At 36.9% G+C, this 24,666-nt stretch carries 18 protein-coding genes; 3 read left to right on the top strand and 15 right to left on the bottom strand.

Annotated elements, in window-relative coordinates; translation table 11 throughout:
* Positions 1 to 122: 122 nt before the first annotated feature.
* On the top strand, positions 123 to 1,862 hold the full coding sequence (locus tag MKY76_RS04095) for a radical SAM protein (protein ID WP_048391998.1): 1,740 nt from the start codon (positions 123 to 125) through the stop codon (positions 1,860 to 1,862).
* A gap of 341 nt (positions 1,863 to 2,203) precedes the next feature.
* On the opposite strand, the gene MKY76_RS04090 is transcribed toward MKY76_RS04095, so the two are convergent.
* The 7 genes from MKY76_RS04090 to MKY76_RS04060 all read right to left on the bottom strand — a co-directional run bounded on the left by MKY76_RS04090 (position 2,204) and on the right by MKY76_RS04060 (position 13,992).
* Complete coding sequence (locus MKY76_RS04090; protein ID WP_036075771.1) at positions 2,204 to 3,559, bottom strand: potassium transporter TrkG; 1,356 nt, start codon at positions 3,557 to 3,559, stop codon at positions 2,204 to 2,206.
* A gap of 111 nt (positions 3,560 to 3,670) precedes the next feature.
* Positions 3,671 to 4,426, bottom strand: a complete 756-nt coding sequence (locus tag MKY76_RS04085; RefSeq protein ID WP_048391999.1) for a TerC family protein — start codon at positions 4,424 to 4,426, stop codon at positions 3,671 to 3,673.
* A gap of 325 nt (positions 4,427 to 4,751) precedes the next feature.
* Positions 4,752 to 5,837: an SDR family oxidoreductase gene (locus MKY76_RS04080; RefSeq protein ID WP_269898988.1), complete on the bottom strand. Its 1,086-nt coding sequence runs from the start codon at positions 5,835 to 5,837 to the stop codon at positions 4,752 to 4,754.
* A gap of 19 nt (positions 5,838 to 5,856) precedes the next feature.
* A complete protein-coding gene (locus MKY76_RS04075; protein ID WP_342557450.1) occupies positions 5,857 to 8,910 on the bottom strand; it encodes an efflux RND transporter permease subunit in 3,054 nt (1,017 codons plus the stop codon).
* A gap of 195 nt (positions 8,911 to 9,105) precedes the next feature.
* Complete coding sequence (locus MKY76_RS04070; RefSeq protein WP_048392002.1) at positions 9,106 to 10,683, bottom strand: peptide chain release factor 3; 1,578 nt, start codon at positions 10,681 to 10,683, stop codon at positions 9,106 to 9,108.
* Positions 10,684 to 10,818: 135 nt separating this feature from the next.
* On the bottom strand, positions 10,819 to 12,285 hold the full coding sequence (locus MKY76_RS04065; RefSeq protein WP_048392003.1) for a UDP-N-acetylmuramoyl-L-alanyl-D-glutamate--2,6-diaminopimelate ligase: 1,467 nt from the start codon (positions 12,283 to 12,285) through the stop codon (positions 10,819 to 10,821).
* Between the two features lie 318 nt (positions 12,286 to 12,603).
* Positions 12,604 to 13,992, bottom strand: a complete 1,389-nt coding sequence (locus tag MKY76_RS04060) for an aldehyde dehydrogenase (RefSeq protein WP_342557449.1) — start codon at positions 13,990 to 13,992, stop codon at positions 12,604 to 12,606.
* Between the two features lie 210 nt (positions 13,993 to 14,202).
* Here MKY76_RS04060 and MKY76_RS04055 point away from each other — a divergent pair, with 210 nt between their 5' ends.
* The gene (locus tag MKY76_RS04055) at positions 14,203 to 14,358 is read left to right on the top strand and encodes a hypothetical protein (protein ID WP_004224556.1); all 156 of its coding nucleotides are present in this window, start codon (positions 14,203 to 14,205) and stop codon (positions 14,356 to 14,358) included.
* 46 nt (positions 14,359 to 14,404) lie between these two features.
* Here the strand turns inward: MKY76_RS04055 and ssuE are convergent, their stop codons facing one another.
* The 8 genes from ssuE to MKY76_RS04015 form a co-directional block, all read right to left on the bottom strand.
* Positions 14,405 to 14,938 (bottom strand): NADPH-dependent FMN reductase, encoded by a 534-nt coding sequence (ssuE, locus tag MKY76_RS04050; RefSeq protein WP_048392005.1) that lies wholly within the window; start codon positions 14,936 to 14,938, stop codon positions 14,405 to 14,407.
* A gap of 162 nt (positions 14,939 to 15,100) precedes the next feature.
* Positions 15,101 to 16,438: a dihydrolipoyl dehydrogenase gene (gene lpdA, locus MKY76_RS04045; RefSeq protein ID WP_313871342.1), complete on the bottom strand. Its 1,338-nt coding sequence runs from the start codon at positions 16,436 to 16,438 to the stop codon at positions 15,101 to 15,103.
* A gap of 202 nt (positions 16,439 to 16,640) precedes the next feature.
* Positions 16,641 to 18,722, bottom strand: a complete 2,082-nt coding sequence (locus MKY76_RS04040; RefSeq protein WP_167444833.1) for a catalase — start codon at positions 18,720 to 18,722, stop codon at positions 16,641 to 16,643.
* Positions 18,723 to 18,848: 126 nt separating this feature from the next.
* Positions 18,849 to 19,424: an RloB family protein gene (locus tag MKY76_RS04035; RefSeq protein ID WP_048392008.1), complete on the bottom strand. Its 576-nt coding sequence runs from the start codon at positions 19,422 to 19,424 to the stop codon at positions 18,849 to 18,851.
* On the bottom strand, positions 19,421 to 20,698 hold the full coding sequence (locus MKY76_RS04030; RefSeq protein ID WP_066036265.1) for an ATP-binding protein: 1,278 nt from the start codon (positions 20,696 to 20,698) through the stop codon (positions 19,421 to 19,423). The genes MKY76_RS04035 and MKY76_RS04030 overlap by 4 nt, the downstream gene beginning before the upstream one ends.
* Before the next feature lie 94 nt (positions 20,699 to 20,792).
* Complete coding sequence (locus MKY76_RS04025) at positions 20,793 to 21,734, bottom strand: NAD-dependent epimerase/dehydratase family protein (RefSeq protein ID WP_048392010.1); 942 nt, start codon at positions 21,732 to 21,734, stop codon at positions 20,793 to 20,795.
* A 186-nt stretch (positions 21,735 to 21,920) separates the two neighbouring features.
* On the bottom strand, positions 21,921 to 22,448 hold the full coding sequence (locus tag MKY76_RS04020; RefSeq protein ID WP_004224534.1) for a YceI family protein: 528 nt from the start codon (positions 22,446 to 22,448) through the stop codon (positions 21,921 to 21,923).
* 311 nt (positions 22,449 to 22,759) lie between these two features.
* A complete protein-coding gene (locus MKY76_RS04015; protein WP_048392011.1) occupies positions 22,760 to 23,332 on the bottom strand; it encodes a manganese efflux pump in 573 nt (190 codons plus the stop codon).
* A gap of 219 nt (positions 23,333 to 23,551) precedes the next feature.
* On the opposite strand from MKY76_RS04015, the gene MKY76_RS04010 reads away from it, so the two are divergent.
* A complete protein-coding gene (locus MKY76_RS04010; RefSeq protein WP_054549796.1) occupies positions 23,552 to 24,427 on the top strand; it encodes a glycine betaine ABC transporter substrate-binding protein in 876 nt (291 codons plus the stop codon).
* Positions 24,428 to 24,666 lie beyond the last annotated feature (239 nt).

Below are 24,666 nucleotides of genomic sequence, written 5' to 3'. Positions count from 1 at the left end.
TAGTAAATTTAAGTATTTTAAATTATTTCACGAACCGTTCACAAAATAAATAGGTAAAAAGAATTATATTGTATGTCAGATACTTGACTGATACAATAGGATGTTGAAAGGAAGATTATTGCATGAATACTATTTTAACTACTTTGAATGCAAAGTATATTCACACAAATTTAGCATTGCGCTATTTAAAAGGCGCAGCTTTACCGGAGTTTAATCCAATTATAGCAGAGTATACTATTAAAGACCCTGCTTTTAATATTGTATCAGATTTATTCCAAAAAAAACCTGATATCGTTGGATTTAGTTGCTATATCTGGAACATCGAAGAAACAATTCACGTTATCAAGATGTTAAAAACTGTCTGTCCAAATGTTAAAATTCTGCTCGGGGGACCTGAGGTTTCTTATGATTGTCACCATTGGTTACGTCGAATACCTGAGGTAGACTTCATTGTGATGGGTGAAGGAGAAACTTCATTTAAACAATTACTGCGCTATTTCCACGGTGAAATATTGTTAGAAGATGTTCCTGGTATTTGTTATTTAGAGGACGAGAAAGTCAAGATTCACGCTATGCCACCTAAAATTGATTTGCGCGAATTACCAAGTCCTTTTCGTTTTGAGGAGGACCTTCCCTATCTAGGTAAGCGAATTCAATATATCGAAACAAGCCGAGGCTGCCCATTTAGCTGCCAATTTTGTTTATCTTCTATTGAAGTTGGCGTCCGATACTTTAACCGTGAAAAAATAAAAGAGGATATTCGTTTCTTAATGGATAACGGAGCTCGAACAATTAAATTTGTGGATCGCACCTTCAACATCAGTCGTAGCTACGCAATGGAAATGTTCCAATTTTTAATTGATGAACACAAACCAGGTGTTGTATTCCAGTTTGAAATCACGGCTGATATAATGCGCCCTGAAGTCATTCAATTCTTAAATGATAATGCACCAAAAGGTTTGTTCCGATTCGAAATAGGTGTTCAATCTACGAACGATTTAACAAATACTCTCGTAAAACGTCGTCAAAACTTTGAAAAACTAAAGCGAACAGTTACTATGGTGAAAGATGGCGGAAAAATAGATCAACATTTAGATTTAATTGCTGGTTTACCAGAGGAAGATTACGCTAGTTTTCGTCAAACATTTAATGATGTCTTTGCAATGCGGCCAGAGGAATTACAGCTTGGATTTTTGAAACTTTTACGCGGCACAGGACTTCGATTAGAAGCCGAGAAGTTTGGCTATACCTATGTTGATCTATCTCCTTACGAAATCTTTTCAAATAATGTTCTAACATTTGATGATATCGTCCGCATTAAGCATGCAGAGGATGTTCTTGAAAAGTATTGGAATGATCACCGTATGGATCATACGATTGAATACTTGGTTACAGAGGTCTTTGATACACCATTTGATTTCTTCCAAAACTTCGGAACATATTGGGAAACAAAAGGTTGGTCTCGTATTGGCCATCAGCTAGAGGATTTATTCCGTCGTTTATTAATGTTTTTAGAAACGATTGATGATGTGAATTTAAACATTGTTCAGAGTTTAATGCAGCTTGATTACTTAATGGCTCAGCAGTTCCAACCACGGAAGCTATGGTGGAATGAGCGTCCTACAGAAGAGCAACAAAAAGCCCTTTATCACGCTTTACGAGAAGATCCAGCTATCGCAGGCGAGGAATTTGCTAACTTTAAGTTAACTGAAAAAGAGTTGTTTAAGCATACCTTGATTATCCCTCATGCTCTTGATTACCAAGAGTTTGCAAATGGCAAAATTGTACAAAAAAATGGCTATCTGTTAACCTATTTCCGACATGGTCAAGCACCTTACTTTGCAACAATCTACTCTAACTAATAAGAAACGCTAGTCCTGTCATAACTATCAGGACTAGCTTTTTTTATTACTTAAACGATTCTTAAATCCTCATAGTAACAATAAAGACTGCTAAATTTATTCCTTCTGCGCTTCATTGTTCGGTTAGTTAAGTACTCATAGCCAGCCTTACCAATATAGGTCAAATTCCTTAAACAAAGATTGATAAAACTTTGTAAAAAATACCCAAAAAACAATCTATCTAATCAGGAAATAAAAGTTTAAATTTTTTGAATATTTTATGACAAGATAATAATTTTTACTTTTATATGAGGTTTACGAAGGAATTACTCCTTACTTAATGCCTCACATACTTTAAAAATTTAACCAATAATTACGCGTTCCTTCGGATAGTGGAAGCCTGATTTCTTTCCTCTTCCGCCACCCCCAAGAGTATAAAGGAATGATATTAATCCAACTCGACCAATAAACATTAAAATAATGATAATGATTTTACCAACCACTGATAAATCAGATGTTATGCCTAACGACATACCACATGTACCGAACGCTGAAGTAATTTCAAAAATAATTTGAATAAGAGATGCTTGTGGCTCTGTTATAAGCAAGATAAGGGTTGCAACTAATACCATGAAAAAGGCTAATAAAATTACAACAAATGATCGGAAGACATCAATCAAATGAATTTCTCGTCCAAATACTTGGATATCCTCTCTTCCTCTAGCAAAAGTAATTAAGAATAAAATGGCCAAGGCAAAAGTTGTGGTACGAATACCTCCACCAACTGAGCTTGGGGAAGAGCCAATGAACATCAGGAAGCTCATGAATATATCTGTAGCTTCACTAAAAGTCGTGACATCGTAAGTAGTCAATCCAGCTGATCTCGTTGATACAGAATGGAACATTGCTGAAAATAATGCCTCATGCCAAGACATTTCCTTAAAAGAATGGAATGATTCAAGGAGTAAAATGACAAGCGCACCAACTATAAATAAAATAGCGTATGTTGAAGTAGTGATTTTAGTAAATAAACTAAAACGGAAATTCTCGCGTCGATTAAGCAAAAAAGTCTTCAATTCAATTAATACCGGAAATCCGATAGCACCTAATACAATCAGTACCATGGTAACCATCTGTACAAAATAATCATCATGGAATGGGAGTAAGCTCATTCCCGTTATATCGAATCCTCCATTTGTCGTAGCAGAAATAGAGGCAAAAATTCCATGTAAAAAGGCTTCTTCTAACGTATCAAAATAATTGGTAAAATGTAGCGTTAAAATAATGGTACCCGTTAATTCAATGCCAAATAAAATTTTTAAAATTTCGCGGATTAATTTAACAACGCCAGAGACACTGTACTGGTTATGATCAATCATGATTAACTGACGCTCACGCATGCCTATTTTTTTCCCAACAAGCAGCCACACAAAGGTACCAAGTGACATAATACCAATGGCGCCTAACTGTAAAATAACAAGAATCATTACAAGCCCAAAGGTAGTATAGGTTTCCGAAATATTAATGGTTGTTAACCCAGTAACACTTACTGCACTTACTGCTGTAAACAAGCTATCTAAAAAAGAGACTTTTACACCTTCTTGATGAACGCCTGGAAGCCGTAATAACAGGAAGGAAATCGCTATCGCTATAAAATAATAAGAAACAAGTACCTGAAATGGTGTGACTAGTTTATTTGATGATTTTTTCCAAGGCACTTTAACAACTCCTCCCACATATGATGCCCAACTAGATAGATTATAGTATAGAAAAAATACATAAAAAAAGAAAGAGGAATAGTGATAACTATTCCTCCAACGTTCATCTACTTATTTTTTCTTTCTTACACCGACTAAATAGCCGACAAAAGCAATACCTATTAGGACAATCCAGAATGTTAACTCCCATGCCGTGGAATGTGGAAATTCTTTAGGCAATATTCCCACCTTCTCATGAGCCAATGTTAAGACAACTAACTTCACACCTACCCAGCCAACGATTAGAAATGCCGCTGTTTCAAGTGAAGGGTAATCATTTAATATTTTTACAAACCATTGGGCAGCAAACCGCATCATAATGACACCAATAAATCCACCAAGGAGCATCACAATGAACTGACCGCCATTGATGCCACCAATATCAAATTCACCTAAGTGTGGCAAAGTTACAGCAATTGCAACGGCTGCTAGCATCGAATCAATAGCAAATGCTATATCGGCAGCCTCTACTTTTAGTACTGTTAACCAGAAACCCGAACCCTTTTTTCCACCATTTTCGGTTGCTGCTTCTTCTTCATCTTTATGTTTTCGTAAATCATATATATTTTTCGCAGACATAAATAATAGATAAGCTGCACCGACCGCTTGTATTTGCCAATAATTCACTAAAACTGTAATAACAAATAATGCGGAGAATCGGAATATCAATGCTCCAAATAGTCCATAAAATAATGCCTTTTTTTGCTGCTCTTGTGGTAAATGCTTCACCATAACAGCCATTACTACCGCGTTATCAGCTGCTAGTAATCCCTCTAATACAACAAGGACAATTAACACCCAGCCATATTGTAATAAAATCGCTTCCATTCTAGTGCCTCCTCTAAGCTCTCTATACCCTCAATGACCCTGTCATTCAAGTATAAAAGAAAAAAACCCCTGCCCTAATTCAGGCAAAGGTCTCGCTAAGTAAATTCGTACCCTTTCTATTTATGGTACTTCAATCTACACGTCATACGTATAGAGCCATTCACTATCACACCCGATGGTTGTACCATGTCTTGACGAATGTGAAACCAGGGAAAGTTAATTACCTGTTAGCTACTCTCCTTTGACAAATTGTCGAAGGTATCTTCTTTCAAATATTATAGCACTATCATTTACAACTGACAAAAATATCTATATGTTTTTTTCGTTACTTAATCTGAATTTGATAGCTCTTCTCTTCCTTATGTGCTAAATAAAACTCAATCATTTTTGGCATCGTCTGTATAAAATCAGGACATGTAATACCACCTTTTTGTAAGATATGATGTGCTTCAGTCGTATCAAATGAAGCATTCCATGTTAAATAATCTAATGTTTCTTGTTCGACACCTAATTTTTTTCGAATAAATGGAATCTGCAATGAAAGCTTAGCCAATGTAAATGGTAAACGTCCTTTTGGATAAGAATTTGTAACTAGTTTCACCATTGTACGGTATACCTCCTGTACAGGGTGAGGATTAGGATCAGTTAAATGAAGTGTCTTCCCTTCTGCACTCTGTTCACTAACCAGAAAAGTAGAAGCATTTATAATATAATCAACTGGCACTACATTAATTGTCGATGAAGTTTGACCAATGTACGGAATAAAAGGTAAACCCTTTAAACGTTCAACTAAGTTTAAGAAGAAATAAGGACCATCAAATTTAATGGTTTCACCAGTTTGGGAATGACCACGAACAATTCCAGGTCTAATTATTGTCAATGGTATTTCTGATTTTAAATCTTCTACTCGGTGCTCAGCCTCATATTTTGTTTCCTCATAGTGGTTTTTAAATGCTCTTGGTCGAATTAATTCATTTTCACGCAGTATGCCCTCACGTGTACCAGCCACATAGGCAGTGCTGAAATACATATAGCGCTGTATATTTGGTAAGGTGCGAACAAAATCATTAACCATTGTTGTACCATGAACATTTACCTTCCAGGCAATATCACGTGGTACAGCTAAATCATAGATAGCAGCTAAATGCCAAAGCACTTCAATTTGCGGTACAATTTCTTTGATGATTTGATTTTCTAATCCAAGGTTTGGTAGTGTAATATCGCCTTCCACAATTCGAATCGAACAGTCAGGAAAATCCTCTAATATTTTGTTTTTTTCTTTATGTGCCTTTATGGTTTCACCAGCCAATACGATGGTAATTACTTGTTGTGCTTGTTTCTTTTGAAATAATGCTCGAATTAGTTGACTCGAAATGAAACCAGGAAAACCTGTAAAAAAATGAACCTTCATCTCCCATTCCCCCTTGAACCTAGTGCATCTTTCTTGTATCTTTATCCATTAAACTGTAAATGATCGGTACAATATACAGCGTCAGTAAAGTTGAGGTCATAAGCCCTCCGATAACAGCAATCCCCATTGGCTGATTCATCTCGGTCCCTTCTCCAATGCCCAGTGCGAGTGGTAATAGCCCTAAAATAGTTGTTAAGGCTGTCATTAAAATTGGACGAAGCCGATCTTGGGTAGCAAGTAAAATTGCCTCATAAGCTGGCATGCCCATTGCCTTTTGCTGATTAATATAATCTACCAGCACAATACCGTTATTTACGACTATTCCTACTAGTACTAGGATACCGATAACTGAGGTTACACCAATTAAAGTATTTGTTAGGAACATAGCTATCGCCACACCAATGATCATTAATGGGACAGTAAACATGATAACAAACGGATATTTAAATGACTCAAATTGAGCTGCCATCACAATATATACAAGCACGATGGCTAGCATCACAGCTAGTAACATATCATCAATTGCACTATCATAGAGCTCTCTGTCCCCACTGAACACAACTTGAGTAGTAGATGGTAAATTAACTTGTTCTAATGCTTTATCTACTTTTGCAGAGATTCCTCCCAACGATTCCTTTGTTTCATAATCTACAAAAAAGGCCACTGCTGCTGCTTGATCAGAACGACGAATGGATATCGGCCCCTCTTGTATAGAAACGGTAGCCACTTCCTCTAACTTTACAAATAATCCTGCTGGCGAACGCAGCTGCATGGCTTTTAAAGCATCTATACTCGTATTAAATGACTGCCCAAAACCTGTATAAACAGGTAATACTGCACCGTCATCAGTAATCAATTGGGACGTTAATTGACCTTTTGTCATTTGATTTACAGTTTGAGCGATTTGTGCTGGAGCAAAACCATAGTCTTTTGCTTTTTCACGATTAACCTCAATTTGAATCTCTTGAACAGTATTATCTAAATCCGTAGAGACATTTGTCACTTGCTGAATCGCTAGTAGTTCCTGCTGCACTTTCTTAACAGTTTGCTGTAGCCTCTGTTCATCGGAATCTGTTAAACGGAATGTTAAGGTGTGTGGTGACGATCCTGTAGCTGTCGATACATTAAATGTAATTTCAGCTTGCTCTTCAAGCTCTCCCTGTATATCTTGTTCTAGCTCTTCTACAAATTTAAAAATGGAACGTTGCCTTTCTGCTAATGGGACAAGCTTTACATATATCTCAGCTTGGTTGGCGCTAGTTTGTCCACGTGCTTGGGATTGTTGTGTACCGCCAATTAAACTAACATACACATCTACATCCTTTTCCTGCTTTAAACGTTCCTCAATTTGCTTAACAATCTTTTCTGTTTCTGATACAGCGACACCTTTTTCAAGATTGACACTTATAGAGGTGAATCCCTCATCTGTAGGCGGTAAAAATTCAGTACCTATTCTAGTCAGTCCAAACAAAGAAAGACTAAAGCAAACCACTGTAAAAAGCAGTATAAGCATTCGATGCTTTAGTACCCATACAATTGACGCCTTGTAATGCCTATAAAAACGTGATTTACTGCGTTGTACATAAAAATTATTGTTTTTCATTTTTAAAAGTCGACTTGCTAGCATCGGAACGACTGTAAGCGCAACTACTAAAGATGCAATTAAGCTGAATGAGATTGTTAAGGCAAACTCTGTAAATATTTGACCAATCAATCCTTCGATGAACATAACAGGAATGAATACTGCTATTGTGGTTAAAGTGGAAGCTGTAATGGCAAGGGCTACTTCCTTTGTTCCTTCCTTTGCTGCAGTTATCGGGTCCTTTTCTAGTCCTAGATGTCTTTCTATATTCTCAATAACGACTATGGCATTATCCACAAGCATACCAATTCCAAGTGCCAGAGCACCTAATGTCATAATATTGAGGGAAAAATTCGCAAAAAACATCAAAACAAATGTGACAATAACGGAGTAAGGAATCGCAATACCAATAATGATCGGACTCTTTACACTACGTAAAAAAACAAATAGGATGAACATCGCAAATAATCCACCTAAGAGTAGGGAAGAGCCAATATTACTAATCGCTAAATCCACATAATTACCTTGATCAATTAAAATATCTGCTGTGATACCTTTATACTGATCTTTCTTTAGTAATGTCTCTAAGGCCTTCTGGAAATCCTTAGAAACCTCTGCCGTATTTGCACCAGATTCCTGTAATACAGACATAAGAACTGCTGGATGCTCATTTGCTCGTGTTGTGGTAATAGATTGTTGTTCTGTCCTCTCAACGGTTGCAAGATCACCAATGGTTAATGATTTGCCCGTTAAAGGGTCCACCGAAACAATTAAATTGGCAATACTTTCCGGAGAAGATAATGTGCTAACTATACGTGTTGTTAGCATTTTGCCATCATCTGTTGAAACAGGCTCACCAGGAAGAGACACATTATTCGCTTGAACTATTTGCATCACGTCTGTCTGAGTCAAGCCTTTTTCAACTAGCTTTGCTTCATCCAATACTATTTGGATTTCATCAATCAATTTGCCAGAAACATTCACACTGGCAACACCCTCTGTCCGTAGCAGTTCCTTCTCTAAGTGCTCTGCTAATACACGTACATCTACTTGATTATTTTCCGCACGTAAAGACAGCTGAATAATAGGAAATTGAGACGGATCAAATTTTAGGAAACTAGGCTTGCCAGCATCATTAGGCAATGGGGTCATATCAATTCGCTGTAAAATATCAAGTTGGACAACATCCATATTTGTGGACCAGTTGAACTCAAGCACAATTAAATTGGAGCCTTCCTGGGAGGTTGACTGGATTTTTTTGATACCAGGTAAGGTGGCAAGTGTAGCCTCTAATGGCTTCGTTATCTTTTCATTTACCTCCGTCGGGCTTGCCCCAGGATAAGAGGTGACAACCACTCCAATAGGAGGATTTAACTCTGGAATTAACGTAATCGGTATTTTTAATAAAGATACACCGCCTAGTATGATGACAAAAAGCATAGTAACAATCGTAAAGACAGGTCTTTTAATAGAAAAATGACTAATATTCATATAAACAAACTCCTTTTCTACCTCTTCCTTTCTATGATAGCCGAAAAGGAGATTATTTTATAAATAAGCTCCTGTTATTGAGATACTATCTCTAAGGAAACTTATATTTCCTAATAATGTATATATTCTACAAACAGTGTCATTTTTCCTTGCAAAAAAACACGAATCGCAAAATTGTCGATTCGTGTTTTATAATTATAAAAGGCTATAAAGTTTAATGTTTTCGTTTTTATCTGCAAACCAACGCATAGCGAACTCATTTTCAAATAGGAAAACAAGATTGTCAAAACGGTCTTTTACAAGCATTGATCGACCTGATGACATTGATTCTTTGACATCCTCTTCATTTTCAATCCAGCGTGCGATTTTCGAACCAATTGGCTCCATTTTTACTTCCACATTGTATTCATTTTTCATACGATGTTCAAATACTTCAAATTGTAATTGACCAACTGCTCCAAGTATAACTTCCTCTGTATGCAGCGTTTTATAGTATTGAATAGCACCCTCTTGCACTAATTGTAAAATCCCTTTATGGAATTGCTTTGATTTCATAACGTTCTTCGCCGTGACACGGACGAATAATTCTGGTGTAAACTGTGGTAATTTTTCAAATTGGAATGTTTTCTTGCCACCTACAACAGTGTCTCCAATTTGGTATGTTCCTGTATCGTACAAACCAATAATATCACCAGCAACTGCTTCATCTACTGTCTCACGATCGTCTGCAAGGAACTGTGTAGATTGTGTGACTTTAAATGACTTCCCTGTACGAGATAACGTCATATTCATTCCACGTTCAAATTTACCAGAAACAATACGTACAAAGGCAATACGATCACGGTGTGCTGGATTCATATTGGCCTGAATCTTGAAAATAAAACCTGAAAACTCATCATGCTCCACAGGATCAATAAACTGCTCATCTTCAGTAATTCTTGGCTGCGGCGTCGGCGCGAATTGTAAATAGGTTTCGAGGAAAGTTTGAACACCAAAGTTCGTTAATGCTGAACCAAAGAATACAGGTGTTAATTCCCCACGACGAATTTTTTCCTCAGAATATGCATTTCCCGCTTCATCTAAAAGTAAAATATCGTCCATTGCTTGTGAATAATAAGAAGTCACCTTCATTGGATGCTCCACAGCAAGCTCCCCATTGTCGTCAATTGGTAAGAAACGTTCCGCTTCATCTGTACGGAATTGCTCAATGCGTTTATTGTAACGATCATAAATACCAAGGAACTCTTTACCCATACCGATTGGCCAGTTCATAGGATATGCATTGATACCTAATACCTCTTCAAGCTCTTCGATCAATTCAAGCGGCTCTTTCCCTTGACGGTCTAACTTATTAATAAATGTAAAAATAGGAATACCACGCATTTTACAAACCTTAAATAGCTTTAAAGTCTGTGCCTCGATCCCTTTGGCAGCATCCACTACCATGACGGCACTATCTACAGCCATCAATGTACGATATGTGTCTTCCGAGAAATCTTGGTGACCAGGGGTATCCAAAATATTCACACGAGAGCCGTTATAATCGAATTGCATGACAGATGAAGTAACCGAAATCCCACGTTGTTTTTCGATCTCCATCCAGTCCGATGTTGCAAATTTACCTGTTTTTTTACCTTTTACTGTACCTGCATCACGAATGGCACCACCAAAAAGTAAAAGCTTTTCTGTAATCGTCGTTTTCCCAGCATCAGGGTGACTGATAATGGCAAAAGTACGACGCGATAGTATATCTTGTTCTAAATTTGAATTCATCTCGTCATTCTCCTTTTTTCATACTTAATAATAATAAAAGAAGACTTGCCTTTCGTACAACCTTTTTACATGAAATCTCAAAAAAGAAAACCCTTTAGTTACAACTAAAAGGGTTTCCTAAGAATTCAGCTTTCATCACACGAATTTTAATCGGCCTGCTTCTATCGCAATTTCTGCATCACTATGTGGAAATTTGGTATTTTCGATAATTTGATAATCCTCATGGCCTTTACCAGCAAAAATAATCATGTCACCTGGTTCAGCAATTTCAATCGCATGGCGCACTGCCTCTGCACGATCTCCAATACAAGCATAATTATCATGAAGCATACCTTTAGCAAGATCGCCTGTAATACTATCGTAGTCTTCATAGCGTGGATCATCTGTCGTTAAAATAACATATTCCGCAGCAGACGCTTTTTCAGCCATGGCAGGACGCTTTGATTTATCACGATTGCCACCTGTTCCAACTAAGAAAATCAACTTGCCCTTTTTATAAGGTTGCGCTGCTTGAATTGCCTTTTCAATTGCATCTGGAGTATGGGCATAATCAATAAAAATTTGCACAGGTAGATCTGAACATACTTTCTCCATACGACCCTTGACTGGCGGTAGTTGCTCGATTTGTTCAATAATGGACTCCATTGAATAGCCCCTACCATAAAACGCAATCATGGCTGCCAATACATTATAAATATTAAATTCCCCAAGCAAATTCATTTTTACACGATAAATTCCTTCAGGCATTTCCACGTCAAATGATGTCATATAGTCGTGATATTCACAGTTAATGGCGCGGAAATCAGCATTTTCATTTTTTAAACCATATGTCCACACTGGAAATGGTGTCATTGCAGCATATCTCTCTGACCAAGCATCGTCTGCATTCAACACAACAAATTTATTTTTTTCTAAATCTTGTCCAAGTTGGGAAAATAATAAGCCTTTTGCATGGCCATATTCCTCCATCGTACCATGGAAATCAAGATGATCGTGCGTTAGATTCGTAAAAATAGCGATATCATAATCAACACCTGCTAAACGTCCAAGTGCTAACCCGTGTGATGAAACTTCCATTGTCATTAATCGACAGCCTTCCATTTTTGCACGGAAAATCATTTGTTGTGTCGATAACGCATCACTCGTTGTATTAGCTGATTCATATAAAATTCCATTTAAATTAAAGCCAATTGTGCCTGATAAAGCCGATTTCTCGCCCATACCATGCATTATATTTTGAATAATTCCTGTTACGGATGTTTTACCATTCGTTCCCGTTACACCAATCATCGTTATGTCCTTTGAAGGATAATCAAAGAACTTTGCAGCTAGTAAACCTACTGCACGATCTGTATCTTTCACAATCACTTGTGCGATTGTCTCTCCTAGCGGTAATTCTCGCTCCGTCACAACAATTGTTGCGCCACCATCTACAGCCTTTTGCGCATAATCATGCCCATCTACTGTATACCCTTTGATACAAACAAACATGCTATTTGGTTGCACACTTCTTGAATCTACTACGATATCGCTAACCTGATCTGGCAGCACGCCAATTATTTTTTTCAAAGGTAATGCGCTTAACAATTCCTCTGCATACATTTCATAATCCTCCAATCAATCTCTACACTCATGTCATCATTCTTAATAATCGACAAAAAACGACAATATGAAATCCCCCACGTTCTATTGAACTTATTTTACTACTTATTTCATGATAAATAAAATGCCTCTCTAGTGTTTTTTCAACGAAACCGCTTTCATTTGAGGAAAAAATCATGTTTTCTTCAAATTTTCATTTATAATCACCAATCGGCATTTTTCGACATAACGAGAAAAGGTTATTTAGAGAACACTTGTCTATGCATGGTAAGCTTATAGTTACAATGGAGGCATCAAGAAGATACCTCCATTGTTAAACTATTTCATAATTGAGCGCACAATTTTCACTTTCTGTTTATATGGCGGGAACAACACATTTGTCTCCAGCTTGGAAGATTTCTTCAAGATAGATTTCGGGTGAGTAAAGTTTTCAAAGCTCGCTTTGCCATGGTATGCTTTCACACCTGATGGACCTACACCACCAAATGGTAAATGTAAATTTCCAACATGTGTGATGGTGTCGTTAATACATCCCCCACCAAATGGTAATTCTTCTAAAAAGTATTGCATGGCTTTTTCATGTTCTGAGAAGAAGTATGCCGCTAAGGGCTTTGGTAATTGCCGGATTTGATGAATGGCAAGTGGCAAATCATTATACATCATAACAGGTAAGATAGGACCAAATAGTTCTTCCTGCATGGATGGACTTGTCCATTTTACATATTCAACTATTGTAGGTTCAATATATAAATCATCCCGATCTATTCGTCCACCATATGTAATGGCATCACGTTCGTCCACAATTATTTGCTGTAAACGATCAAATTGTTTTAAATTAACGATACGTCCATAATCAGGGCTTTTTAAAGGATTTTTGCCATAAAACGAACGGATTGTTTCTTTTAATATTTTCATAAAACGGTCATAAACGTCTTTGTGTACAAGCAGATAATCAGGGGCCACACATGTCTGTCCAGTATTAGTAAATTTACCCCACACAATCCGCTTTGCTGCTACCTCTAGATTTGCTGTTTGATCGACAATTGCTGGACTTTTGCCACCAAGCTCTAACGCAACTGGTGTCAAACGTTCTGCAGCAGCTTTTGCTACTACTTTACCAACGGCTACACTACCTGTAAAAAAGATATAATCGAAGGAAGCATGAATAAGAGCCGTAACCTCTTCCTTTTCGCCTTCCACGACACGTATATATGAAGACGGGAATGTTTCCTCAATGATTTTTTTCACAATGACTGCTGTGTGTACAGAGGTTTCTGATGGTTTGACGATTGCTGTGTTTCCTCCAACTATGGCGCCAATCAGTGGCTCCATTACAAGTTGGAATGGATAATTAAATGGCCCAATAATTAACGTTACGCCATAGGGCTCACGAACAATAAAGCTCTTGCCCATTTGATATTGTATTGGTGTTTTGACTGCTTCTGGTTCCATCCATTCTTCTACATGTTTTACCATATATGAAATACTATCTAATACAATGCCAATTTCTGTTGCATACGCTTCAAATTCACTTTTACGAAGGTCTAAGTAAAGCGCATTTAATATTTCCTTCTCATATTTCAAAATTGAAGTTTTTAATTTCTTTAATTGCTCTTTTCTAAATTTCACACTTTTTGTAGCACGTGAAAAATAAAATTGACGTTGCTCTGTAATCATATTTTCCACATCTTTTGACGTAAAATTCATCAATAAAGCACCCCTTTTTTTAAAATGGCATACATAGTTTTTTCATTTTGAAACAAACTATCTTTGTCTATACGATACAACATCGAGAGGCAAAAATCCTCTTTCTACATCGAGGGGGTGAAATAGCAATATGTGAAATGAAATGTTTTAGTTTTTTCATCTCGGGAAATATACAACTACATATTAAAACCGAAACGGGGGCGTAGATGAATGACAACAACAACAGGAACATGGTGGGAGTCCATTTTTTCTGGACCATTATCGCATGGAATTTGTGAAGAAAAAATATTGCTATTGCAAGATGAGGCTTTCTTATATCTCTCTACAATACCTGTGGAGAATGAAGAAAATCCAGAAGGAAATTAAAAAATAACGCATTATAGGATGCCCCTATAATGCGTTTTTATTTATTCTAATTAACAATGAATGCTTGCTGCAACTGATTTAATTGTGCTTCAAGTCTACTGATAGCCTCTTCTTCTATCGCAAAGCCGCCCTCTTCCAAACGTATAATTTGTTTATCTACAATGTAAACAGAATTGGTAATGGAAGTGGCTCCTAGTACAGCTAATACTGGCTTTAATGCATATTCCAATGCCAACAAATGACTAATCGAACCTCCTACAGCAATGGGGAGTATAGCCTTATCGAGCAAGGCTTTTTGCGGTAGTAGATCCAAGTAAGTCTTCAAAATACCTGTATAGGATGCTTTATAAATTGGTGTAAGGATGACAATAAAATCTGCTTCCTTAACATGCTCATTTTCAGACTGTATTTGCTTACTAGAAAAATTCGCTGTTAATAAATCTGTAGCTGGGAGCTCATGTATATAATTTGAGTGAACCTCTACTCCTTGTGCAATAAAATGATTCTCCACCTTTTCATGAATGGCGGTAACTCTAGAATTTTTCGAATTACTTCCATTAATAATGACTGCTTTTGTCATCTTGCCCACTCCTTTTAGCAATGTTATAAAAAAGGCCCCTATCCTACAAATCGATGAAACACCGTTTTGTAAAATAGAAGCCTCTAGATGTCTAGTTAACTTAAATTCCTAGTATTCTTATAAAATTAATTTAACATAAATTTCTAGAATGTCAACAGCTTTTTATTGGTGTATTGCTTTCCCAAACACAGCTTTAGCCACATCTCCAATATGCTCCGATACAGTAGGATGTGGAAAAATCATATGTGCAAGTGTTCGAGCTGTACCACCAGCATTTTTTGTTGCTAATAGTGCATTAAGTATTTCTGTTGCACCATCAGCTACTACACAAGCCCCTAAAATTTGCCCATTATCCTTAGATGAAATTAGCTTGACAAAGCCTTCAGTATTCCCCTCCATTAATGCCTTTGGGTTTGTTTGTAGTGGCATTTTCGTTACAATGTACGGTGCCTTGACTTGCTCTTCTAGTAAACCAAATGTAGCAATTTCAGGGTTTGTATAAACACAACGTGGAATGCTTGTTTGATCAATTGGTATTGGTTGATTTCCTACAATATAATCGACAACGTAAATTCCTTCAGCACTGGCAGAATGTGCAAGTTGATAACCACCCACTAAGTCACCTATCGCATAAATATTCGGCAGGCTTGTTTCAAAATGCTCATTAACAGCGATTAATCGACCATCAAAAGCTAATCCTAGTTGCTCAGCAATTTCTATATTGGGACGACGTCCAGTAGCAAATAAAAGGTTTTCATATGTATAAGATCCTTTAGATGTATGAATGATATTACCTTCAAATTTTTCAAAATGAAAATCTGTCACAAGTTCAATACCAAATTTCTTCATCTTTTCTCGAATCAACGGTCTTGCTTCCGCCTCTTCCGTTTGTAAAATATCCTCGCTATGATTAAGCACTGTTACCTTTGTACCAAGTGGTGCTAAACTAAACGCCATTTCAATGGCAATTACGCCCCCGCCAATGATTGTTAGCTGTGCTGGAAGCTTGTCTATCTCAAAAAATGTGTCCGTCGTATGGTAGGTGGATGTCTCTAACCCTTCGAATCGTGGAACAAAGGGTTTACTACCTGTCGCTAAAATTATATCTGATGCCATTATCGTCTCATTCCCGATAGTTATCGTTAAGTCCTTTACGACTGAAGCTTCACCACGATATAAAGTTATATGATTATTGATAATATAGTGCTCAATGTTTGTTAGTAGTTCATGAATAATTGTATCTTTCCGTTGCATTAGTCGAGGAAAATTAATTTCCACTTTAGGCACTTCTATTCCCCAGCTATTCCCTCTTTTTATTTCCTGCACAAGTTTACTATGCTCCAATAAAATCTTTGATGGAATGCAGCCAACATTATAGCAGGCTCCTCCCAATTTATCTCGTTCGATGAGTGCTACTTTTTTGCCATTCTTGGCTGCATGTATGGCAGCCACATAGCCACCTGGTCCGGCTCCAATAATAGCAATATCAAAATTTTCCATAATTTTCACCTCATGTACCACCATATCATTTGCAAATTTTGAATGCAATGACAGACATAGTAAAAGCCTTTCATTACAATGAAAGGCCTTTTGACTTATTTGTATACGTTTATGAGCATTCGTTTCTCTTTCGCAGGTATAAGGCTTTCTCTCCGCGGGTATTTGCTTCTCTTTCATGAGTATTCGACGCTCATTGATCTTTTTAATAAATATTTCGTTGCCAAAATCGTTGCTGGGCAATGGCAGCTACAAACTTTTTCGGAAAATCTTTATTACCTGTAGCTAAAACGATTCCTGGCCCTACATTGGCATTCGACATATTGAAGAAGGTTGTGCCAGTTGCAGCAAATCCTATAGGCTTAAAGTGACGATATGCTTCATTTATATAATTGACGATATAAGTATTGAATTTCGCCTGATTACTTGCCTTTACTCCAACAACATATAATGAGTCAAATAATACAGCATCGGTTGTAATAAATGTGTCAGTAGCCGTTAATTGCACACCATTATTCCCTATTACCACACCTAGTCGATCAGAGATTATGCTATAGCGCACACCTTGTCTTGTTAAATATTTCAATACTTCCCCGACTTCATTTGCATCAAAGCCATCACCAATTAAGACGCCTACTTTCAACGTATAGGGTAATTTAACAGTATTGGCTTGACTCAGTGCAGGTGAAGAGGCCGTTACTTTAGACTGCTCGCCATTAGGTCGATTAACACCAACGTTGTCTGCCACTGTGGTAGCCATTACTTTATCCACATGAACAAACATATCCACTACTTGCTGTCGAACAGATTTACTTTTCACTTTTCCTACTTCGAAGCTAAAGGCATCGATAATGTGTTGTTTTTCAGGTGGAGACATGCTGTTCCAAAATAGCCTTGCTTGTGAAAAGTGATCGTCAAAGGATTTACTACGCGCTCTCGTGATTCTTCCTTCAACCTTTTCTTCATAATGAACATATCCGCCTTCTCTTGCAGTAGAGGTAGCTGGTGTATTATTTGCTAATGAATTTTTATGATAGCTTACCCTGCCTAAATTAATGGTCTGTCGACTAAAGCCATTACGTTGATTGTTATGCACTGGGCAAATCGGGCGATTAATAGGGATTTCTGCAAAATTTGGTCCACCTAATCGAATCAATTGTGTATCTAAATAGGAAAACAATCGACCTTGTAGTAGAGGATCATTCGTAAAATCTATGCCAGGTACAACATTACCTGGATGAAAGGCAACTTGCTCTGTTTCAGCAAAGACATTATCCACATTGCGATTTAAGGTCATCTTTCCAATTTTCTTCACAGGTACTAATTCCTCTGGCCAAAGCTTTGTCGCATCTAAAATATCAAAATCAAATTTAAATTCATCTTCAGGTTCTAGTATCTGTATGCCTAACTCAAACTCTGGATAATCTCCAATTTCGATGGCTTCCCATAAATCTCTCCGTTGAAAATCTGGATCCTTCCCTGCAATTATTTGTGCTTCATCCCAAACAAGAGAATGCACTCCTAACACAGGCTTCCAGTGGAATTTCACAAATCTTGATCTTCCCTTGTCATTGACGAAACGGAATGTATGCACACCGAAACCTTCCATCATACGAAAGCTTCGCGGAATGGCACGGTCAGACATTACCCACATTATCATATGTGCAATTTCCTGATTACTGGCTACAAAATCCCAAAAAGTATCGTGTGCGGAGGCTGCTTGTGGCATTTCATTATGAGGCTCGGGCTTTACGGCATGAATTAAATCGGGAAACTTAATGGCGTCCTGAATAAAAAATACAGGGATATTATTACCAACTAAATCATAATTCCCCTCATCCGTATAAAATTTTGTTGCAAACCCACGTACATCACGAGCTGTGTCCATTGAACCTAAGCTCCCTACCACTGTCGAAAATCTGACAAACACAGGTGTCTTCTTTTTCGGATCCTGCAAAAATTTTGCCTTCGTATATTCCGACATGGATTCATATAATTCAAACTCGCCATGTGCTGCAAAACCTCTGGCATGTACAACACGCTCTGGAATACGTTCATGATCAAAATGGGTAATTTTTTCTCTAAGATGAAAATCCTCCATAATTGTCGGACCACGAACACCTGCCTTTAACGAATCCTCATCATTGGACACCCTTAGTCCCTGATTCGTTGTCATTTTCGTACCCTCATTCTCGACACGAAACGGCTCTAATTGATGATCCTTTGGGTTTCCTTCTCCATTTTTGGATTGATTCGACTTTGAGTTATCCACACAATCCCCTTTCATACATGTACTAATTTCGCTCCATATACACTATATGTTTCGGAAAAAGAAACATACCTTCATTCCGACAAAGCATTATGTAAAGATAAAAAACAGGCTTCTATTTGTTAATAGAAAACCTGCTCAATCTTAAAATATGTATCGTATCATTTCATGTATGTTACAGTATGGGTTGTCACGGCTCTCTGTCTCTCGAAGTGCCATCATATCTGTGCAATTTTTAATCGCTAACTCATGTCGTAATGCAATGGGGGCTATGAGGGATTCATCAGCCTTATGTCGGAAATAACGACTCACACCAAGGTGCTGTTCCATTTTGTCATTAAGGACAGCACGAGGGTACTTTTCTGTACTATCAACTTCCTCAAAATGCAAGAGTAACCACAATTCAAATGCTTCATTTGTATAGGCAATATGAATATTTTTTTCCTCACAAAATTGATTTACTTCCTCTAGTTGCTTTTCGGTTAGATCATCCTTATCAAAAACAATCCAAACTTCATCAAAGTATTGGTAGCTGGAATCTCGATAAGCATGTTGGGCAAGCTTAATCGCTGAACGTTTAACGTTTTTTATCTTGACGCTAACCATCTTAGAGCGCTTTAAAATACGCATTTGTTCAAAATAGATGCGTTCTGTTTCACCTTCACAATAAATTAAAATAGTTTTACGCAGTGTTCGGCTCCCTTGTTGACGTACTCTCACTGCTCAGATACCTCCGCTTCTTCTAAGTATTGTTCAGATAAATACTCATTAATGACAGGCGTTGCACCAAATTCCCCTTTCATATAGCGTTTCGCATAAGAAAGATCTCCACGTTTCCTTTGTAAATCTGCAAAATCAAATAAGGAGTATAGTTCCGATTCATTTTTAAAGCTTTTATTAACAAACCAAATTTGATCGGCGCGTAGTGGCTGATCAAGTAATTCTATTTCATGACTTGTCACAACAAATTGATTACTGCTATTGCGTTTGCTATTCATAATAGCCATTAAAAACTCACAAATCGATACATGGAAGGCTGTGTCGAATTCGTCTATAAAAATGGTTTTTCCTTTATTATAAGCATCCACCATCACACAGGCTAAATGTAGCATTCGCACTGTGCCCTTAGAATCCATTGTCCAATTAATTGTTTTTGTCCCTATCGGTGCACCTGCTTCATCAAATGATAAATAATGTAGATCAATATCTACTTCTTGTATCACCTCAGGCGAATCAAACTCATAGCCAATTGTATTTTTCTCTCTGCGTTCCACACGTCTAGCCGTGACATCTTGAATGGAGAGGTCTGCAATTTTTAGCAGTTTGATCACTTCCTTTTTAAAGGGCTCCTCTTCAAGTTTACGAATAAGAGGATGACTTGATAACCGATTTGCTTCATCTAGGAAAAGAATTTTATGTAAAAACCAATCGAATATCTTTAAAGCGTCTGGATCATTAAAAACATGTAATACGGATAGAAAGGCTGTATTATTACGTGTATATTTTGTCAATTCCTGTGAAGCTGTTTGAAATGTCTCATAAGAATATTCTGTACCATCCCATTGTCTGACAAATAATTCTTCCTTCAGTGACTTGTTCGTTTTCACAAGACGTTCATAGAGAACTTGAGAAGCATTATACTGAATTTCATAATCATATAAAGCTCCGTCCAAAAAAAGCGATATCATAAACTCTGTTGGTTTGTCTTGCTGACTTCCTAACTTAAACGGTTGATAGGGTAGACGTAATTGCTTTACATTATTTAAGTTTTCAAAATTAAAAAGCAAGGAACGTAATACTTTAATAGCCGTAAACAGATTAGATTTTCCGCTTCCATTTGGACCAAAAATAAATGCGCTTTTTACAAGACGAAGTGTATCAAACTGAATTGTATGGGTATCCTTCCATTTTCGTAGGCGACTTCCAGCTACCATTGAAAACAACGTATCATCTTTATAACTTAAACAATTCTTTACTCTAAAATCTACAAGCATATGTAAGCCTCCGTCCACAACCATTTCTTTAATGAATTATTATACTATAGACATAGAAAAAGACATATTACTCAATGTAATATGTCTTTTTACTTTATCCACTTTTTTGTTGAATTTCTGCTAATGATTCATTTTGTAGCGCATGCAATGTACGTTCAATGCCTTCTGCAAAAGATATTTTAGGCTTCCAACCAATTGCATTGGCTAATTTATCATTATTTAAAAATGAATGCTCAATATCTCCTTCTCGTGCTGGGGCATATTGAATTTCAAGTGGATGGTTTAAGTGTTGGAGCAGTAAGATGACCTGGTGAATTGACCAAGCCTCATTAGTGGATACATTATACGTGCCTTGTAAACGTGCAGATACACCTGCGTAAATAGCATCAGCAATATCGTCTACATAAATAAAATCACGTGTTTGTTCACCATCACCATAAATTGTAAATGGTTTACCTGCCATACTGCTTTTTAACATACTTGGAATCACAGCTGCTTCACCTTGCATTTGCTGTCTTGGCCCGAAAACATTGGCAAATCTATAGATAAGAACGGGCAAACGATAATCTTTTTGCCATTTCTCACAGTAGGTTTCGCCAATGCTCTTGTTTAATCCGTACATAGATATTGGTTCACAGACATCTGATTCCTCTAATGGAGGATAGTGACTATCCCCGTAAACAGCTGCTGAGGAGGCAAAGACAAAGTGCTGTACCTTATACTTGGATGATAAAAAAAGCATTTGGCTAAGCCCAACTATATTTGTCAAAATATCCTTTACTGGCTCCTGGATAGATTGCTGCACGCTCGTTTGCGCTGCACAATGGACGACCACATCAAAGTTTATTTCCTTAAAGAGATGCTCGCAAACCTCATCCTCAACATTTAAAAGATAGGATTTATGCTCGAAGTCAACATTCCGTAAATGCCCCGTACTTAAATTATCAATAATATAAACCGTTGCACCTTCTTCAAAAAAGCGCCTACCTACTGCACTGCCAATAAAACCATAGCCACCTGTCACTAATACATTCATCCTATCGCCCCCAAAAACAATATGATGATTTATATGCAGTAATTACTAAAAATATGCAAGAAACTTATTTACTGGAAATTTTTCTCAAATTCTTTTTACTAGATTTCTTCATTCACAAGTATCTATTTTGAGCTATATAAAAAGCATGTTTGAAGATTACTTCAAACATGCCCTAGCTATCTATTTTTAAGCTGGATTAATTTCTAATTCAACCGTTACTTTAATATCTTTCCCAACAAGGACTCCACCAGTTTCTAATGCCGCATTCCAAGTTAGACCAAAGTCTTCACGATTAATTGTTGTTTCAGCTTCAAAGCCGTATACTTCTTGACCCCATGGATTTGTGCCTTTTCCATTAAATTCTGTATCAAATGTTACTGATTTTGTAACGTCTTTAATTGTTAAATCACCAGTTACTGCATATTCATCGCCTGCTTTTTTAGCAATATTTGTAGATTTAAACGTAATCGTTGGATATTTTTCGGCATCAAAGAAATCTGCTGCTTTTAAATGATTATCGCGATCTTCGCTACGTGTATTAATACTTGCTGGATCGATTGTAAAACTAATGTTAGCAGTTGTTAAATCTGCAAGATCTGCTGCCTCAATATCAGCTGAGTAACTGTCAAATACACCCTTAACTTTTGATACCATCATGTGTTTTACTTGAAAGTTAATTGCTGAGTGTCCTAAATCAATGTTCCATTTTGCCATTATAAATTCCTCCAATTGGTTGATTTTATCTCGATTTCGAGATATATTTTAAAATATGAAGTAACTACATCTTTTATGTTACCCAAAATTGGATAGGATAAACATTTGTAGTTACTTATTTGTTTACATCTTAGCTTCTGAAAAGTTTTTAATTACTTTCTGTAACCTACTATATATTAATAATTTAGTTACGTCAAGTAATTAAAAATAAATTTTTAAAACATAAAAAAAAAAGTCGAGCCATCGTATCCCTCTCTATGTAATAAAAAGAATATCACCAATATTTGGTGATATTTAGCCGCAGCAATATATTATTTTGCAAAAACCTCAAAAATACCAATCATGATAAGTAGCCATCCTGAGATTGCTGTAGAATGCTTGCCAATAAACGTTTTTGCTAGTAAAGAGCCACATCTACTTCCTACTCCAACTGTGATAAAGGAAAATACGCCGATGGAAATGACTGTCCAAAGGGCTGAGATGCCATTTGCGCCTATTGCAATCCCCCCTGCTAAACAGTTTGCTGACAAGACAAAGCCAAGTGCCATTGCTTCTCTTGTTGAGATTACTAGATTTTTATCTTCATCAAATAATTCGGGATTTCCTGCTATCCGCTGATTAGAAAAATTATTGGACATCAAAGTCCATATACCAATCACACACAGTAGTAAACTCCCTAGTAAATTGGCAGTATGCGGTGAAATATACTCAACAACTGTGCTACCAGCTGTTACTGCGACATATGTGACAATCATCGACATAACAGCAATCACAGCATTTGATAAAATTGGAATTTTAACTTGTTTAACTCCATAGGCTAGACCAATCCCCAAGTTATCTAAATTCGCAGCGATTCCTATTAGAATAATTGTAATCCAATGCATACTAAGCCTCCTCAAATCTCCGTCTCCATTTTCACCTATCGTATGACAACAATAAAAAAATTAATGGGCTCAAATAAGTTAGTTGATTATGTTTCATCTTTTTAGCACGGTGTGACTAAACCATCAATTTGACAAAAGTGACAACTTGTTTATAAAATTAAGTTGTTACTTGTTAATATTTTTATTTTTATGTAAGAAATAATAGAAAGGAGATGTAATATGAAACTCATCAAGTTATTGAAAATAGGAATAGCATTTATATGCCTTATTGTGTTAACTGCATGTGGTTCAGAAAATGAGGACACAAAGAATACTGATAAAGGTGAAATTAATTTAGCATATGTTGAATGGGATACTGAAGTTGCATCTACACATGTAGTAGGACAAGTACTAGAAGATTTAGGATATAAGGTAACAGTGACACCTTTAGACAATGGGATCATGTGGGAAGCACTTGCAAACGGAGAGGTCGATGGTATGGTATCTGCTTGGTTGCCACAAACACATGCTCCACAAGTAGAAAAATACAACAATAAGATAGAGAACTTAGGAGAAAACCTAACTGGTGCTAAGATTGGTTTGGTTGTACCAAGTTATATGGATGTCGATTCTATTGAAGATTTAACAAACCAAGCTAATCAAACCATTACAGGCATTGAACCAGGAGCTAATATGATGGCTACGACAGAAAATGCCTATAAGGAATATAAGAATCTGGAAGGTTGGAATGTATTGACCTCGTCTGCTGGTGCAATGACCGCAGCCCTCAGTCAAGCTATCTCTAATAATGAAGAAATCATCATCACAGGCTGGTCACCACACTGGATCTTTAATGCCTATGATTTAAAGTACTTAGATGACCCCAAAGGTTTATATGGAGACGAAGAATATATTGGCACTTTTGCGCGGAATGGTTTAAAAGAGGATGCCCCTGAAGCCTATAGCGTCCTTGACCGTTTCAACTGGAGTGCTGAAGATATAGAAAGTGTAATGTTTGATATAATGGAAGGCATGAGTGCCACAGATGCTGCGAAAAAATGGATTGCCAATAATCAAGATAAAGTAGCCGAATGGACGAAAGATGTACAAGCATAAAAAGAGAACCCATTTACTACTCATTAGTAAATAGATTCAGACTGTAGACGGCTCATTCTATAATAGAATGAGCCGTCTACAATTTTTAACGTTCCCAAAAATGAGGGGGGTTTCAGGAGCGTAATCATGAACTAGCAAACTTCTGGAGAAAAGTAGCTAAAGTTCATCCTCTCTACACTGTATTGTAGAACAAGGAATATTCTTTATATGATAATGATAATCATTATCATATTGATTGT

The organism is Lysinibacillus sp. FSL P4-0201, assembly GCF_038593425.1.
GTDB classification, from domain to species: Bacteria; Bacillota; Bacilli; order Bacillales_A; family Planococcaceae; genus Lysinibacillus; species Lysinibacillus capsici.
Note: the sequence above shows the minus strand (reverse complement) of the source record. Positions and strands in the feature narration are given on the sequence as shown.

Coding starts and splice junctions, on each gene's coding strand:
- MKY76_RS04080 (WP_269898988.1), bottom strand. CDS start 5,837: ATGAAGGTTCATTTTTTTACAGGTTTTCCTGGTTTCATTTCGAGTCAA.
- ssuE (WP_048392005.1), bottom strand. CDS start 14,938: ATGACAAAAGCAGTCATTATTAATGGAAGTAATTCGAAAAATTCTAGA.
- MKY76_RS04095 (WP_048391998.1), top strand. CDS start 123: ATGAATACTATTTTAACTACTTTGAATGCAAAGTATATTCACACAAAT.
- MKY76_RS04030 (WP_066036265.1), bottom strand. CDS start 20,698: ATGCTTGTAGATTTTAGAGTAAAGAATTGTTTAAGTTATAAAGATGAT.
- MKY76_RS04065 (WP_048392003.1), bottom strand. CDS start 12,285: ATGTATGCAGAGGAATTGTTAAGCGCATTACCTTTGAAAAAAATAATT.
- lpdA (WP_313871342.1), bottom strand. CDS start 16,438: ATGGAAAATTTTGATATTGCTATTATTGGAGCCGGACCAGGTGGCTAT.
- MKY76_RS04025 (WP_048392010.1), bottom strand. CDS start 21,734: ATGAATGTATTAGTGACAGGTGGCTATGGTTTTATTGGCAGTGCAGTA.
- MKY76_RS04020 (WP_004224534.1), bottom strand. CDS start 22,448: ATGGCAAAATGGAACATTGATTTAGGACACTCAGCAATTAACTTTCAA.
- MKY76_RS04040 (WP_167444833.1), bottom strand. CDS start 18,722: ATGAAAGGGGATTGTGTGGATAACTCAAAGTCGAATCAATCCAAAAAT.
- MKY76_RS04085 (WP_048391999.1), bottom strand. CDS start 4,426: ATGGAAGCGATTTTATTACAATATGGCTGGGTGTTAATTGTCCTTGTT.
- MKY76_RS04060 (WP_342557449.1), bottom strand. CDS start 13,992: ATGAATTTTACGTCAAAAGATGTGGAAAATATGATTACAGAGCAACGT.
- MKY76_RS04055 (WP_004224556.1), top strand. CDS start 14,203: ATGACAACAACAACAGGAACATGGTGGGAGTCCATTTTTTCTGGACCA.
- MKY76_RS04070 (WP_048392002.1), bottom strand. CDS start 10,683: ATGAATTCAAATTTAGAACAAGATATACTATCGCGTCGTACTTTTGCC.
- MKY76_RS04010 (WP_054549796.1), top strand. CDS start 23,552: ATGAAACTCATCAAGTTATTGAAAATAGGAATAGCATTTATATGCCTT.
- MKY76_RS04015 (WP_048392011.1), bottom strand. CDS start 23,332: ATGCATTGGATTACAATTATTCTAATAGGAATCGCTGCGAATTTAGAT.
- MKY76_RS04075 (WP_342557450.1), bottom strand. CDS start 8,910: ATGAATATTAGTCATTTTTCTATTAAAAGACCTGTCTTTACGATTGTT.